The sequence below is a fragment of the Flavobacterium labens genome (genome assembly GCF_048286755.1).
Lineage (GTDB): Bacteria > Bacteroidota > Bacteroidia > Flavobacteriales > Flavobacteriaceae > Flavobacterium.
Map to the genome: position 1 here is coordinate 38,921 of NZ_JBLVPL010000001.1, position 15,637 is coordinate 54,557.

Genomic DNA, 15,637 nt, shown 5'->3' on the forward strand with positions numbered 1-15,637 from the left:
AACGCTAATGCAAAAAATTACAATCCTAATCCATTGCGAAGATCAAAAAGCAATTATTGCCTCCGTTACAAACTATATTTCATCCATTGATGGGAATATTATTTATTTAGACCAACATGTTGATGCCGATGAAAATGTGTTTTTCATGCGTTTAGAATGCGAATTCAGTGCTAAAAATTGGAATATTGAAGCTATTAAAACTGATTTTCAAGCCAAGTTAGCTTCTCCGTTCAATATGTCATGGGAAATGTATACGCAGGACGAAAAACCAAGAATGGCTTTGTTTGTTTCTAAATACGACCATTGTTTGTATGACATTTTAGGACGTTACAGCGCTGGCGAATTGCCTTTAGAAATTCCTTTGATCATTAGCAACCATGAAGATTTGAAGTGTGTGGCAGAACGTTTTTCTATTCCGTTTCATTATATTCCGTTTACTAAAGATATCAAAACCGAAGGTGAACAAAAGCAGTTGGATTTACTGAAGCAATACAATATTGACTTTATTGTTTTGGCACGCTACATGCAAATTATCACTCCTAATTTGATAGCGCAATACAAGAATCAAATTATCAATATTCATCATTCCTTTCTTCCCGCATTTCCTGGCGCAAAACCGTATCATTCGGCTTTTAAACGTGGAGTAAAAATCATTGGCGCCACCAGTCATTATGTAACCGAAGGATTGGATGAAGGTCCGATTATTGAGCAGGATATTGCCAGAGTTTCGCACAGTCATTCCATAGAAGATTTTATTATGAAAGGACGTGATCTGGAACGCATGGTTTTGGCCAGAGCCATAAAATTGCATGCTGAAAGAAAAACAATGGTTTATGACAATAAAACGGTGGTGTTTTTATAAAAAACAATCCTTTTTCGAATTAGTTTCTGCACTCAATATTGTCAACCATACACCAATAAAATCTTCCGAAACTGGAATTAATTGTAAAGAATAAAAAGTGTAAAAAATCTTAACTTATGTGCAACAAAGTAATAACAAAATCTTAACAGCAAAACGTTTCCTTAAGTGTGATCTTTGCAGGGTAATAAACTGGTTATTTATTATTTTGGTTTTGGTTAGTTAAAGAATTGCCTGCATTCATAGTGCAGGCATTTTTTATTTAGCTGTATTTATAAATGACAGAACCGCATCGTTAAAAGCATTAGGTTGCTCCACATTTACTACATGTCCACATTTTTCTATTACGAAGAGTTTCGATGATTTATAATGATTCTCCACTACTTTACGCACCGAAGGTAAAAACATATAATCCTCCTCACCCATTACATAAAGCGTAGGGATATTCAATTCTACCTGACGGAACCATTTCAGCACTGGGTTTATTTCAGCAGTGAGTTTAAACCACTTTATAAATTCTTTTTGGTATAACTTCTTGGCTTCGTTTATAAAAAGGACACGTGATTGCTTGTGACTTTTTTTAGGCATAATCACAAAGGCAAAAAACTTGTATAAAACCAAATATGGCAAAACATATTTAAACATATTTCCCAATCGCATCAATACTTGAGAACGGAAATTCATTTTCAGGATTGCACCACCCAGAATCATGCTTTGCACGCGTTCCGGATACATTTCAGCCAATTGTCTGATGAGGATTGTTCCCAATGAAATACCTACAAAATGTGATTTTCCAATTTTTAAAAAATCTAAGACTTCCAGAATATCATTGGCCAAAGCCGAAAAAGTATATTTCTGTTTGAAAGCCGTCTTCAAAGTGGGTTTTGATTCGCCGTGACCTCGTAAATCCAATAACAATACATTATATTGTTTCTTGAAATCGCGAATTTGCTTAAACCAGATAGACGAACTTCCGCCGGCACCATGGACAAAAGTTACCCACTGATCGCTGTTTTTATTTTCGTATATGGTATAATTGATCACGTATTTTTTTTTGTAAAAATAGAACTTTAATTTTAAATCTCAATCTTAACAACAAATAGTGCTTTTTTTATAATTGTATGGCTTAAATTTGCAAAAAAATTACACCGATGATTGGATTATTGAAAGAGAAAAGTGAAATAGAAAAGCTTAAAAGAGAATACCAAATACTTGCAAAATTTAATTTCGACCTCGAAAAAAACCCTATAAATACCACCGTAGCTCAGGAAGAATTAATTTTAGAGGAATGCGCATTATAGTTTTTGATGGATTTTTTTAAAATAATCAAATGCTTTTAGCAACCTGCTTCCATGCCAAGAAAACATTTCGCCATCAACAAAAACTGTTTTTGCATGATGCGTGTGTCTTCCTATTTCGAATGCGTCTTCCTCTTTGAAAGGATACGGCTCTGAAGAAAGGAAAACCAAATCCGGATCGCCCTCTAAACGCATTTTTTTGAGTTCGATTTCCGGATAACGCTCTTTGTTGTCATAAATATTCTGAAAGTGATTCAGTTTCAGTAATTCATTGATGAAATTATCAGAACCAGCAACCATAAACGGGTTTTTCCAAATGAAATAGGCTGCTTTTTTAACCGGTTTATCTTTGATGAAGTTTTTAAAATCGCTCAAGGCAAAAGCCAATTTGTCGTTCCATTTCTGCGATTGGGTTCTGCAATTAAAGAGTTGACCAAAGTCGGTTATCATTTGAAAATTGTCTTCAATCGTGATAATATTCGTGACCCAAACCGGACAAATTTTACGCAGCTCTTCTACTATTTCCTGTGTATTTTCTTCTTTGTTACAAATGATAATATCGGGCTGTAACAATCTGATTTTCTCGTAATGCACTTTTTTGGTTCCGCCAACGATTTTCTTAACAGACTTAAAATGATACGGATGCACACAGAACTTGGTAATCCCAACAATTCGGTCTTCGAGACCTAAATCATGCAACAATTCCGTTTGCGAAGGAACTAATGAAATAATACGTTTTGGCGAACTTTCAAAAGAATGGGAAATCCCGAGTTGATCGATTAAAGTTTTCATGTTTTTTGTTTAAAGATTTTAATGTTCAAAAGGTGTTCAACCTGAAACGTTAAACGTTAAACTTCAATCTCATAATTCCTTCCATTTCCTGTTGCATATTCAACGCTTCGGCTCTTGCTTTTTCAACAAAATCAGTTCCATTTGAAGCATAAATAATCGCTCTGGAAGAATTAATCAGCAATCCTACATTGTCATTCATTCCGTATTTACAAACTTCTGAAAGACTTCCGCCTTGTGCGCCCACTCCAGGAACAAGCAAGAAACTGTCAGGAACAATTTTACGAATTTCAGTGAAATATTCGGCTTTGGTAGCACCAACAACATACATCAAATTTTCGCTGTTTTTCCACGTTTTAGACGTTTCTAACACCTGTTTGTACAACTCTTTAGCTTCGCCTCGGGTTCCATCGACATTCAAAGTCTGAAAATCGAAAGCTCCTTCGTTTGAAGTCAAAGCCAACATAATCGTATGCTTATTTTCGAAAGCTAGAAAAGGCTCTACCGAATCTTTCCCCATATAAGGAGCAACAGTAACACTGTCAAAATTCAAATCTTCAAAAAAAGCTTTGGCATACATCGATGACGTGTTTCCAATATCACCCCGTTTTGCATCAGCAATCGTGAAAACATCCGGATAGGTTGAGTTGATGTAATTGATTGTTTTTTGTAACGACATCCACCCTTTTATTCCATAGGCTTCATAAAAAGCAGTGTTGGGTTTGTAAGCTACGGCTAAATCATGCGTCGCGTCAATTATCGCTTTATTGAATTCGAAAATAGGATCTTCTAATTCTAATAAATGTTGTGGAATTTTATTCAAATCAACATCGAGTCCTACAGCTAGGAATGATTTCTTGATTTTGATTTGGTCAATAAGTTGTTGTGTAGTCATTGTTTTGTAGTTATGCGGCAAAATTACAAACATAGAATCAATAACAGTTAGAATACGATAATAAAAATTCAAAATTATATTAAGAATTTAAAATACAGTATTCTGAAATTTCCGAAATGATAATTGTAAAATTATATTATTTATGAACGAAAATTATCCTCAAAAAACCAATTACTCCCAACTTTTGATAATAAAAGAAATAATCCTGATGCTTTTGAGAAAAACTGAGCTGAAAAAGGTTTTGTTATTGTTAAAAAAAACATAAATTTAACGATTGTTAAACCTTTAAATATTTTTATTTACGCTGAAAAATTTTAAAAAGCATAATTTTAAAAACTTAATAATCAAAACATAACAACCTAATTATTATTCAAAGACTTTTGAAAAATTCATCGTTCTACATGTATTTTTAAAAGGATTTATTTTGTAGATGATTCAAAAATAAATTTAAAAGCAACGTTTTTATATCTTTACTATTTAACAAAAGTATTATATGAAAGTATATTTAAAGTTTGACTATGCGCAACTGACCAAAAAAATTGTTCAGGAAAAACTAACTGAATTAGGATTTAAATATAACATTGTCGGATTTGGTGAATTTAATTTTTTAGAAAAAGTACCTTCTTCAAAAATGGATGAAATCACAACTGTTTTCAAAGAATACGGTATAGAAATCGTTGAAAACCAAAAGAGTGTATTAGTTCAGAAAATTAAAGATACAATCGTGGAAATGGTCAACAGTGATAAACCATTGAACATAAAAAGCTCCGTGTATATTGCAGACAAATTAAATCTTAGTTACGTGTATTTATCTAATTTATTTTCAGAAGTGACGTATACTTCCATTGAAAATTTTATTATCATTCAGAAAATAGAATTAGCCAAACAACTTATGCTTAATACCTCTATGAATTTAACTGAAATTTCCATTCAATTGAATTATTCCAGCGTAGCACATTTGAGCACACAATTCAAACATTTAACGGGAATGACTCCTTCATCATTCCAGAAGATTATCCAGAAAAGAAGAGAACAATCTAATAAAAACAAAAGTTAAAACACATTTATATGAATACTGATTTTATAAATATTTGCCTAGCGGATGATGACGAAGATGACAGATTGTTTTTTACTGAAGCCTTTGACGAATTAAAAATTAATACAAAAGTAAGCACCTTCAAAGATGGTGTTGAATTGATGGATTATCTCAACCGTGAAGATTCCGTTTTGCCAAATGTATTGTTCCTAGATTTAAACATGCCAAAAAAAAATGGAGTTGAATGCCTATTGGAAATCAAAAAGAATGAAAAACTGAATGATATTGCAATAGCTATATATTCTACTTCATCATCGGAAGAACATATTGAAGAAACTTTCATAAATGGGGCGAATATCTATATAAAAAAACCAAGTGATTTCGATAATTTAAAAAAAATCCTTTCAGAAGTAGTGACCATCAATTGGCAATACCATACCTCTGGCCTGAATAAAGATAATTTTTTAATGAGAATGTAAAATGAAATATATTCAACTTCACAAATCACCGCTTTTTTTAAAAATAATTTTTACTATTTCTGTTGCAGTTATATTTTTTATTGGCGGTATTACTTTCAAACATATTACGGTTTTAAAAAAATCGTCCAATTATGTAAGTAATAGTCATGAGGTGAATACTGAACTTGAACGCTTAATTTCATTCATAAAAGATGCTGAAACTGGTCAAAGAGGTTATATCCTGACTCGCGACAAACAGTTTCTGGACCCGTACCTAAAATCAAAGGATTTAGTAAAAAAATCTTTTAACAAAGTGTCTAAACTCACTAAGAATAGCCGAACGCAACAGGCAAATTTAAAAAAACTGTTGTTTTTTATCAATAAAAGACAAAATTACCTTTCTAAAACCTTATACCTCACAGAGCAGAAAAATTATGATGAGAAACAATTAACTGCTAATTTATTGGTAGGTAAACAGGCTATGGATTCTATAAGATTTAAGATAGAAGACATGATGATAGCCCAAAAAAACTTACTGAATAACCGACAAAAGGAATATGAATCTACAATGAATTATACGCCCTTACTCATTTATTTAACGCTAATTGTTACACTTATTTTAATCACAATTGCTTTCATCAAAATGAACCGGGATTTAATTATCCTAAAAAGCACCATAAATACCCTTACTGTTGCGATTGAAGCCAGTAAACTTGCAGAAATTGTAGGAGGTTTTGGAAGTTGGCAATACAATCTGGAGACACACGAATATCAATTCTCTGATAACGAATACCGACTATTGGGATGTGAACCCCAGTCCTTCAAAGCAAGTGTCGAAGAGTTTTATAAATTTGTGCATCCTGATGATTTACAATACGTTATTGACAATGCGAATAATATTCCTACCGACTCTGTATTACCGCCTTTTACCTATCGAATTATCCGAAAAGATGGTGAAATAAGATATTTTAGAGCATTAGGTAGAGTTGTTACCGTTGCTTCTGGTGAGAAAACACACATAGGAACTACCAGTGATGTAACCGAAGAGATGTATGCTAAAAATTTTATTGAGGAACGCAATAGAGAATTAGAAAGCAACAATAAAGAACTTACCGCATTCAATTATATTGCCAGTCATGACTTACAGGAACCGCTAAGAAAAATTGAAACTTTTCTTTCCAGATTAGTGAATAAAGATTATGATAATTTATCTAAATCCGGTCAGCAATATGTTTCCAGTATTCAATCTTCTGCAAAAAGAATGCGGATGCTTATTGAAGATTTATTACAATTCTCCCGAACTAATAAAGCTGAAAAAGTTTTTGAAGAGGCAAATTTGAATGGCTTATTGGATAATGCAAAACAAGAATTAGCTCAAGTAATTGAGGAGAAAAATGGAATCATAGAAAACAATACCCTACCTACCCTGCGTGTAATTCCTTTCCAAATTCAACAGTTATTCATTAATCTTATCAGCAACTCATTAAAATATAGTAAACAAGATATCGCGCCAGTTATCAAAATAAATTCTTCCCTAATCAGTGCGCAGGAATCTAATTTTCTTCCTAACAATAACAATGCTAAATATTACAAAATTACTGTCGAGGACAATGGTATAGGCTTTGAACAAGAATATGCTAAAAAGATTTTTATTCTCTTCAACCGACTGCATAACAAAAATGAATATGCCGGAACAGGAATTGGTTTAGCAATCTGTAAAAAAATAGTAGAAAACCACAAAGGATTTATTGTTGCGAATTCTGAACTTAATGAAGGAGCAACCTTTACAATTTATATTCCTGCTGAATAAAAGATTATTCCACGCTTACCAAAAAACAACACTCTTGATAAGTAGTAAGGCACACTCCTTATGAACTACTTTTGCAGACCAATTTAGGTTCTGCAAATACTATCTCATACCTAAAAATGAGATATCCATTGCTATAACTATTAGTTTTCAAAATATCGTCGATCATCTTCTACTACACTACTGAACCAACATAAAAACTAGTTGTTTTCCGGATATTACTTTGTAAAACCCCAAATTCTATAAAGTCATATTTAAATTATGTAATAAAATTAGAAATTGATGTAACATGCAATTTCAATCACCGTCGCATCTTTGTAAAATAGAAATAAACAATTAAAAATATACAAAGATGAAAAATTTAAAGAGAGTATTAGCCGTTGTTTTAGTAACATTAGGAGCAACAAATGCAGTGCATGCACAAGAAACTGGTGCGTCACTAGGGATTAAAGGAGGTTTAAATATGTCTAATTTATACACTGAAGATGTTGATGACAAAAATGTTTTGGCCGGTTTCAATATTGGTTTATTTGCACAACTTCCTATAACTTCAAGCCTATCATTACAGCCAGAAGTTAGTTACACTACAAAAGGAGCTGAATTGCAATACAACAACGCCTTTGCTGAGGGAACCGGAAAATTCAGATTAAACTATATTGAAGTTCCTGTATTGTTGAAAGCAAATCTTACTAAAAATTTCAATGTACAGTTTGGACCTTACGCTGCTTTCTTGGTAGATTCCAAAATTACTAATGAATCAGCAGATGGATCTTACAACTTTGAAGAAAATGTGAATGAAGATGATTTAAATAAATTTGATTTTGGTGTAGCTGCTGGAGTTGGATTTGATTTTGACAGTTTTGGAATAGGCGCCCGATACAATTATGGATTAAGCACTGTTGGAAAAGAAAGAACAGTTCTGGGGCAAACCTATACTTTTCCAGATTCAAAAAACAGCGTATTAAGCGTATACGCAGCCATAAAATTTTAAACTAAACAACCCTAAAAAAAGAATCATGCAAAATATTTTATACATAGCCGCAGTCATACTGGTAATACTTTGGGCATTAGGATTCTTCGTATACAGCGTGGGCAGTATCATTCACATCTTATTAATAATCGCAGTTATAGCCATTTTACTCAGAGTGATAAAAGGATAATTTCAATTATAAAAACATTAAATATGAAAAATAACACATTAGCCATCGGACTACTAGGAGGTTTAGCAATAGGAACAGCCTTAGGTATATTATTTGCACCTGCAAAAGGAAGCGAAACCAGAAAAAAAATAGCTGATAAAAGCACTGATTTGAAAGACATTGTAGCAGATTCCTCTGGAAAACTAACCAATAAAATTACTCAAACAATCAATGAACTTAAGAGAGAATCACAAAATCTCATAGAAAATACAACAGAGAGTGTTAAAGATGAAATACAAAACTTTGACCATCTTAGAGATATAAACAAGGCAATTGTTTAATCAAAAACCAATAAATCACACTCTTTTAAAGCAGTGTGATTTGTTGGTTTTGTACAATCCATTCCATTAGAAATATACGATAAAAAGCAATTTCAGCGGAAAAAAGCATACAACGAAGTCTAAGTGCTATTTCCACATCGCAGAAAAATTGATAGTAGAAAAGGATACAAGCATTTGAATACCATTTTCACCAAAAAAAGTAACCTATATGGAAGGATTTAAAAACCTAATAGTATAACTAGCTTACAGATTCAAATTATAATAATACCATAATGAAAAATTTAATACCTCTATTGGGATTTTTCTTAATAGCAAACGCATTTACATCCTGCAAAAGTGACGCCGAAAAAAATGTCGAAATAGTAACTGATGATTACGTTCGTTTTGTAGATTCAATAACTGATAAAACTACATTAGATGCCCGCCAAAATTGGAAAAGCATCGAGAAATCCTTTGAAAAAAAATCAAATGAACTCAATCTAGGAATGGATAATTTAGAAAATAATGAATCCTTCGACGCCAGAATTGATTCCGCTACGGAAAAATATGAAGCGTTCCGAAATTCCATTTTTAGACAAACGGCACAACCCGATTCAGAGATTTTTTTTGGAGAATAAACACAAATAGGTTGGTTTTTAATTCATGCAAAAAAACCAAAAGCATTGGGCGTTTATAACTTAAAAATTCAATGAATATGCTCTATTTTAATGCTGTCCTTTTTTTTAAAATTGTCAGTATAATAGATTCACGCGACAAAACTAAAACAGTATTTCCATTTCAAAAGAAATTGATTTTCAAACCAATAAGAGTTAATTATATAAGAAAAACAAAAATTTATATAACAAATGAAACCTAAATCTATATGACCTTTGCAGCGTTAAACTAACAATGTAAAAACAAAAAATATATGAAAAACTTTATCTTATCTGCATCTTTACTTGCTACAACAATTATGTTTGCAAACGCAAAAGAAAAAATCGATCAAACTGTAATTTCAAAAAAACAAAAAGTTGAAATTAGCAAAACAACAGAAAAAACGGTATATTTTTGGGAAGTAAACACGCCAACAGGTTATGCAAGTGGTTATACGCTTTCTGAAGCTAAAGCAATGACGACAATAAAATTGATGGCTACAAACGACATCGTAACGTATAGAATCGTTGAAGCCTATAAATAGTCTTTAAACTAAATATAGGCTTCAATAGCTTATTTTTATAAAAATTATTTCCCTTTTGAGGTCCCGAAGAACACAAAAAAAAGTGAAACGAATTTCACTTTTTTTTATTTAGAATACCTCGCTGGCTTCTTTCAATTTTTCCATGTTGTTAACTAACGCTAGTTCGTCAACAATTTTTTGAATGTCACCATTCATAATATTTCCTAAATCATACAACGTCAAACCTACACGGTGATCTGTTACACGACCTTGTGCGTAATTATAAGTACGAATTTTTGCAGAACGGTCACCAGAACTTACCTGAGATGTACGTTTTGTAGCATCTTCGGCTTGTTTCTTGGCTAATTCCTGTTCGTACAAACGGGAACGCAAAACGCCAAAAGCTTTATCTTTATTCTTGTGTTGTGATTTCTGATCCTGACATTGCGCCACCAATCCGGTTGGAATGTGTGTCAAACGAACGGCAGATTTAGTTGTATTTACCGATTGTCCACCAGGTCCTGACGAACAAAAGAAATCCACACGCACATCATTCATATCAATCTGTACATCAAATTCTTCTGCTTCCGGAAGCACCATAACAGTCGCTGCTGATGTGTGAACACGTCCTTGTGTTTCCGTTTGCGGTACACGTTGCACACGGTGAACACCCGCTTCAAACTTCAACGTTCCATAAACATCCTCACCGGTAACTTCAAAAATCACCTCTTTAAATCCACCTGAAGTTCCCTCGTTCATATCCACCACAGATGTTCTCCAACCTCTGTTTTCACAATATTTCGTGTACATACGGAACAAATCCCCGGCAAAAATACTCGCTTCATCCCCACCCGTTCCGGCACGAATCTCCACCATAACATTTTTAGCATCTTCGGGATCTTTAGGAATCAACATAAACTTGATTTCATCCTCCAGTTCCGGTAATCTTTCTTTTGCTTCTTCCAGTTGCATTTTGGCCATTTCGGTCATATCTGCATCACTGTTATCGGCAATTATTTCGTTTGCTTCATCGATATTCGCCATCAAAATAACGTATTCATCGCGCTTTTCAGCCAAAGCTTTTAAACTTTTGTACTCTTGATTCAATTGCACATAACGCTTCTGATCCGAGATTACATCCGGCTGAATAATCAAATCCGAAATCTCGTCGAAACGTTGTTTTACTATTTGAAGTCTATCTAACATTTTCTTAGTCCTTTATTTAGGGTGCAAATTTAGTGAAATATTTCACATTATTTAGTGAAAAGATTTCACATTTTGGATTGCAGATTTTACATGTCTTTTCAGGAGCTGTTTCCTGCTGTCATTCTAATCTTTATTGATAAAACTTGCTTCGCGTTTTATCAATAAAGGATTTTCCCTTCCATCAGGGCTAGGGAATTTGTGTTAAAATAATTGCGTTTACGGTTTCCCGTAAAATTGCTGAAGCAAAAGTAGTTAGTTTTGGGCAGCCATTTAAACTTGATTATATTTCATAAGTATTTTCGGAAGAAAGTTATATATTTGAAAAAAGATAATGCGAAACGAACCTTCGCCAATCTGCCCATAATTAGGTGCATATACGAAGGTTTATATCGACTATATACAAGTTGGGTGATATTTTGAAATTTGACTTGCTAAAATAGATTGCCTAAAAATTAAAATTCACAAAAAATGAATGAATATATAACGGATTTATATAAAGCGTTTAATATTGTTGATAATGAATTCTATTCAACAGAAACTATAAAAGAGCCAGGATCTTTTTTTGATGATAAAATACCGAAAACTAAATTCATTCAACAAACTGAACTTCATTTTTCAGCGGAATTATATTCTGAATGGAGAAAAATTATAAAGCATAAAAAAAATGAATACAGTGATTTAAAAATTGGTTTTGAAGTAAGTAAAAAATTCATCGAAAACAATTTGGTAAAAGATAAAAAAACATTCAAACCTGATTTAATCCTGCATCAATCACAAATTAATTTTCATCCAGATTTTCAAAAAATATTTATCGAAATAAAAACTAATAGTAGTTTAAGTGCAAAAAAAATCAGCTCCGATATTAAGAAAATTGTTTTTGCTATGAAACAATATGGATTTCAAAATGGAGTTTTTATCTCTGTAAATTGCGACGAAACTAGACTTTTAACTCTTATCGTTGAAGTGAAAAATATCATAGAAAAAATAACTAATAATACAGAAACTGAACTTTGGGAAAACATTTACTTATTTTATGGAAATAATGAAGGTATAAAATTTCAAAAAAAATTTAGTGATATAATTAAAGTTGAAAAGAAGAAAGTTGATAAAAACTAATCAAGCCCAACAGAAAGAAAAAAACATCACCCAACACACGCTACAAGCAATTTGGGGATTTGGCTTAATTTAAAGTTGGTTTTGTATTTGGAAGATTTGGCAAATCCGAATAATGGGCTTAATTTATTACCAAACTGCTTGTAGCGTGGGAACGTTGTAGCCAATACTAAAAAAAACTGCATGAAATTAGAAACTATAAAAATCAAAAACTTTAGAGGTTATCAATCTGAAACTATAATTCCAGTTTCTAACTTGACAGCATTTATTGGAAAAAACGATGCCGGAAAATCTACAATTCTGGAAGCTCTTGAAATATTTTTCAATAATTCACTAGTTTCCTGTGAAAGAGAAGATTTAAATGTTAATGCTGATAACAATCAAATTGAAATATCTTGTGTGTTTTCAGACTTCCCAGATGATTTAATAATTGATGTAGCAAATCCTACAAGTCTTGCCGCTGAATACTTACTAAATGCTAAAAATAGGCTTGAAATTAAAAAAGTATTTCCAGCCACAGCTGCGAAACCAAAAGAAAAAGTATACATAATTTGTAATCATCCAACAATTGAAAATGGAAATGATTTATTAACTCTTAAAAAAACTGAACTAAAACAGAGAGCTACGCAAACCTTAAATATTCCATCAGAAAATTTTAACGGAAATATAAATTCATCAATTCGCCTTGCTATTTGGAACTCATTCGATAATCTCGAACTACAAGAAACAGAATTGCTAGTTGATAAAGAAGATACTAAAAAAGTCTTTGACACTTTAAAATCTTATTTACCGTTGTACGCTCTTTTTCAATCAGACAGACAAAGTAAAGATGATGATAAAGAAGTAACTGACCCGATGAAAATTGCTGTTCAACAAGCTTTATCTGAATTAACAGTAGAACTTGAATATATAAAAGAACAGGTTAGAAACAAAGCTATCGATACAGCTAATAGAACATTAGAAAAACTTAGAGAAATGTCTCCTGAGTTAGCAAATGCATTAATTCCCGAATTTAAAACCGAACCAAAATTTGATTCGCAATTTAAATTAACTATAAAATCTGAAGAAGACATACCAATTAACAAGCGAGGTAGCGGAATTCGTCGACTAATTCTACTAAACTTCTTTAGAGCGGAAGCTGAAAGATTGAGAGCTCAAAATCAAGGTAATCAAATAATTTTTGCCTTTGAAGAGCCTGAAACCGCTCAACATCCTGACCATCAAGAAATGCTTATTGAAGCATTTAAAGACTTATCAAATACAGGTAATTCTCAAATAATCTTAACAACACACACTCCTGCCCTAGCTGGCTTAATTCCACTGAATAGTTTGCGATTTATTCAAAAGAATGGAAATGATAGAACTGTGGAATTGGGGACTGAAGATGTATTTATAAAAGTTGCTGATACATTAGGCATTTTAGCTGACCCTATTTCTAAAAATGCAAATGCAATTTTGTTAGTAGAAGGTAAAAGTGATGTTGCATTTGTAAACCATACAGCTACTCAACTTAAAAGTGGAGGTCACATTACTCATACATTTGAAGATAAAAGAATAGCATTAGTTCCTATTGGAGGTTGTGGTAATTTAAAACATTGGACAACACTTCGTCTTATTGAACAATTTGCAATTCCTTATGGTGTAATATTGGATTCTGATAAAGGCACAAATGAAGAACAAGCCAACGTTAACACAATTCAAGAATTAAAAGATAAAGGAGTAAAAGCATATCTAACATTAAAGCGTGAACCTGAAAATTATATACATCTTGATGTTCTTAATTTACCACCTGGGAGTACCTTTACTTTTACCGATACTTGCGACGCAAAAGTATTAATAGCAGCTCAAAAAATTTCTAGAAAACAAAATGTACTTGAAGATTATTGGACTCTTATGACAGTAGACCAAATAAGAGAAGTTGAAAAGCATAATGATAATGGTGTTGAAAAATATGAATTTACAGAAATGTTCACTGACCTATTAAGTATTGTGTAGAAAAGTACTGGCTACAACAGCCGTTTGGCAAGATTGCGAATTTTGTGGTAAATTCACGTTTGCGTTTCGCAAGATTTTTCATCTTTAACAGAAAATAAAAAGTGCCTATCGCTCACAAATAAACCAAAAGCAGCAAATAAGTACGAACCCATTAAACAAACCAAACCTATGAAATTACTAATGACCACGTTACTTGTATTGTTCAGCTTTACAACTTTCGCACAATCGAATGGATTTTCCGGTGATTACAATCGTACTTTTAGCGCAGCAGGTGATCATTTGATTGAATACAAATTGACCTTACATCAAGATGGAACATTTGTATTTCATTCGTATTCTAAAATCAAAAACGGATTTCCGCCTGAAGTAAATAAATACGGAAAAGGGAGATGGACTGCGAAAGACAATGTGATTACTTTCTCTTCGAACAAACAAGAAGACTTTGATGAAAAATACACATTGGATTTTACGAACTCCAAAGCGAGATTTGTAACTAAAAATCCCAGAGATAAAAGTGACCGCATCATTAAGACCAAACTTACGTTTGTTGAATCAGAAATTTTCTGGATGCAACGACTGGATGTTTTTAAAATATAGGTACGCATTACCAATCCCCTACTAGCGTTGATTTGCAAAGACTTCCAATTGTATTTTTTTATTTGATCTTTAAATAATTTGCAAAATTTGGTAGCAGCGCTCCATATTTATAAAACTAGAACCCATCTCTATTAATAATACTATTATCTTATTTTTTGTTTAATTATTTGTTAAAAAGATTAAACAACAGTTTTTAATCTGTATATTTGAAATATAAATAATTTTAAACTTAAAACATTGACTATGAAATTAGTAAAAACAATTAGCGCATTTGTATTATTAGGAGTAATAACTACTTCTTGTGGAGAAAAAAAGCAAGCAGAATCTACAGAAATGACTGATTCTACTGCAGTAGCCATGGATACTACAGTTGTAGTGGCGCCATCAACAATTGTTGATGTAGCGGCAGGAAATGCAGATTTCTCAACATTAGTTACTGCAGTAAAAGCAGCAGGATTAGTAGAAACGTTAAGTAGCGAAGGTCCTTTTACCGTTTTTGCACCAAATAACGCAGCATTTGCAAAACTTCCGGCAGGAACTGTTGATGGTTTGTTGAAACCAGAAAGTTTAGACAAATTGAAAGCAGTATTGACGTATCATGTTGTATCAGGAAAATTTGATGCAGCTACAGTAATTGATGCAATAAATAAAAATAACGGAAAATATACCGTTACAACTGTTCAAGGTGGCACTATTGTTTTGAGCTTGAAAGATGGAAAAGTGATGTTGACTGACGCAAATGGAGGAACTGCAACCGTTGTTCTTGCTGATGTGGCCGCTTCTAACGGAGTGATTCATGCAATTGATACTGTTGTTATGCCTAAATAAGGTTTTACTTTATTAATTCAGGAACCGTTGCAATTTTGTATTTGCAACGGTTTTTTTATGGATTATAATCAACAGATAGCAACTGCATTTTTGCAACACTGCCTATAGCTAATTCCTCAG

18 protein-coding genes are annotated in these 15,637 nt (G+C 32.5%); 14 read left to right on the plus strand and 4 right to left on the minus strand.

Features of this window, described 5'->3' with window-relative positions; genetic code table 11:
• The first annotated feature begins 7 nt into the window (after positions 1-7).
• Positions 8-862 carry a formyltetrahydrofolate deformylase gene (gene purU, locus ACNQF8_RS00140; RefSeq protein ID WP_417953402.1) on the plus strand — a complete coding sequence of 285 codons (855 nt, stop codon included), beginning with the start codon at positions 8-10 and terminating at the stop codon, positions 860-862.
• A 255-nt stretch (positions 863-1,117) separates the two neighbouring features.
• On the opposite strand, the gene ACNQF8_RS00145 is transcribed toward purU, so the two are convergent.
• The gene (locus tag ACNQF8_RS00145) at positions 1,118-1,903 is read right to left on the minus strand and encodes an alpha/beta fold hydrolase (protein WP_417950288.1); all 786 of its coding nucleotides are present in this window, start codon (positions 1,901-1,903) and stop codon (positions 1,118-1,120) included.
• 107 nt (positions 1,904-2,010) lie between these two features.
• Here ACNQF8_RS00145 and ACNQF8_RS00150 point away from each other — a divergent pair, with 107 nt between their 5' ends.
• Positions 2,011-2,160, plus strand: a complete 150-nt coding sequence (locus ACNQF8_RS00150; protein ID WP_417950289.1) for a hypothetical protein — start codon at positions 2,011-2,013, stop codon at positions 2,158-2,160.
• On the opposite strand, the gene ACNQF8_RS00155 is transcribed toward ACNQF8_RS00150, so the two are convergent.
• Both ACNQF8_RS00155 and pyrF read right to left on the minus strand, forming a co-directional pair.
• Positions 2,155-2,949, minus strand: coding sequence for an ABC transporter substrate-binding protein (locus ACNQF8_RS00155; protein ID WP_417953403.1), 795 nt, complete (start codon positions 2,947-2,949; stop codon positions 2,155-2,157). The genes ACNQF8_RS00150 and ACNQF8_RS00155 overlap by 6 nt on opposite strands.
• A gap of 49 nt (positions 2,950-2,998) precedes the next feature.
• Complete coding sequence (pyrF, locus tag ACNQF8_RS00160) at positions 2,999-3,841, minus strand: orotidine-5'-phosphate decarboxylase (protein WP_417950291.1); 843 nt, start codon at positions 3,839-3,841, stop codon at positions 2,999-3,001.
• 493 nt (positions 3,842-4,334) lie between these two features.
• Here pyrF and ACNQF8_RS00165 point away from each other — a divergent pair, with 493 nt between their 5' ends.
• The 8 genes from ACNQF8_RS00165 (at position 4,335) to ACNQF8_RS00200 (ending at position 9,799) form a co-directional block, all read left to right on the plus strand.
• Positions 4,335-4,898 carry a helix-turn-helix domain-containing protein gene (locus ACNQF8_RS00165; protein WP_417950292.1) on the plus strand — a complete coding sequence of 188 codons (564 nt, stop codon included), beginning with the start codon at positions 4,335-4,337 and terminating at the stop codon, positions 4,896-4,898.
• Positions 4,899-4,909: 11 nt separating this feature from the next.
• A complete protein-coding gene (locus tag ACNQF8_RS00170) occupies positions 4,910-5,356 on the plus strand; it encodes a response regulator (protein ID WP_417950293.1) in 447 nt (148 codons plus the stop codon).
• 1 nt (position 5,357) lies between these two features.
• A complete protein-coding gene (locus tag ACNQF8_RS00175; protein ID WP_417950294.1) occupies positions 5,358-7,145 on the plus strand; it encodes a sensor histidine kinase in 1,788 nt (595 codons plus the stop codon).
• Positions 7,146-7,494: 349 nt separating this feature from the next.
• Positions 7,495-8,133: a porin family protein gene (locus ACNQF8_RS00180; RefSeq protein WP_417953404.1), complete on the plus strand. Its 639-nt coding sequence runs from the start codon at positions 7,495-7,497 to the stop codon at positions 8,131-8,133.
• Positions 8,134-8,158: 25 nt separating this feature from the next.
• Positions 8,159-8,302 (plus strand): lmo0937 family membrane protein, encoded by a 144-nt coding sequence (locus tag ACNQF8_RS00185; protein ID WP_417950296.1) that lies wholly within the window; start codon positions 8,159-8,161, stop codon positions 8,300-8,302.
• Between the two features lie 23 nt (positions 8,303-8,325).
• Entirely contained in the window at positions 8,326-8,622 is a 297-nt protein-coding gene (locus ACNQF8_RS00190; protein WP_417953405.1) for a YtxH domain-containing protein, read from the plus strand.
• A gap of 272 nt (positions 8,623-8,894) precedes the next feature.
• Positions 8,895-9,239 (plus strand): hypothetical protein, encoded by a 345-nt coding sequence (locus tag ACNQF8_RS00195; protein ID WP_417953406.1) that lies wholly within the window; start codon positions 8,895-8,897, stop codon positions 9,237-9,239.
• Positions 9,240-9,529: 290 nt separating this feature from the next.
• Positions 9,530-9,799, plus strand: coding sequence for a hypothetical protein (locus tag ACNQF8_RS00200; RefSeq protein ID WP_417950299.1), 270 nt, complete (start codon positions 9,530-9,532; stop codon positions 9,797-9,799).
• A gap of 108 nt (positions 9,800-9,907) precedes the next feature.
• On the opposite strand, the gene prfA is transcribed toward ACNQF8_RS00200, so the two are convergent.
• Complete coding sequence (gene prfA, locus ACNQF8_RS00205) at positions 9,908-10,984, minus strand: peptide chain release factor 1 (protein WP_282710301.1); 1,077 nt, start codon at positions 10,982-10,984, stop codon at positions 9,908-9,910.
• Between the two features lie 468 nt (positions 10,985-11,452).
• On the opposite strand from prfA, the gene ACNQF8_RS00210 reads away from it, so the two are divergent.
• From ACNQF8_RS00210 to ACNQF8_RS00225, 4 genes are all read left to right on the plus strand, one after another.
• Positions 11,453-12,100, plus strand: a complete 648-nt coding sequence (locus ACNQF8_RS00210; protein WP_417950300.1) for a hypothetical protein — start codon at positions 11,453-11,455, stop codon at positions 12,098-12,100.
• A 180-nt stretch (positions 12,101-12,280) separates the two neighbouring features.
• On the plus strand, positions 12,281-14,092 hold the full coding sequence (locus ACNQF8_RS00215) for an AAA family ATPase (protein WP_417953407.1): 1,812 nt from the start codon (positions 12,281-12,283) through the stop codon (positions 14,090-14,092).
• Positions 14,093-14,260: 168 nt separating this feature from the next.
• On the plus strand, positions 14,261-14,689 hold the full coding sequence (locus tag ACNQF8_RS00220; protein ID WP_417950302.1) for a copper resistance protein NlpE N-terminal domain-containing protein: 429 nt from the start codon (positions 14,261-14,263) through the stop codon (positions 14,687-14,689).
• 243 nt (positions 14,690-14,932) lie between these two features.
• Positions 14,933-15,517, plus strand: coding sequence for a fasciclin domain-containing protein (locus tag ACNQF8_RS00225; protein WP_417950303.1), 585 nt, complete (start codon positions 14,933-14,935; stop codon positions 15,515-15,517).
• The last annotated feature ends 120 nt before the right edge of the window (positions 15,518-15,637 follow it).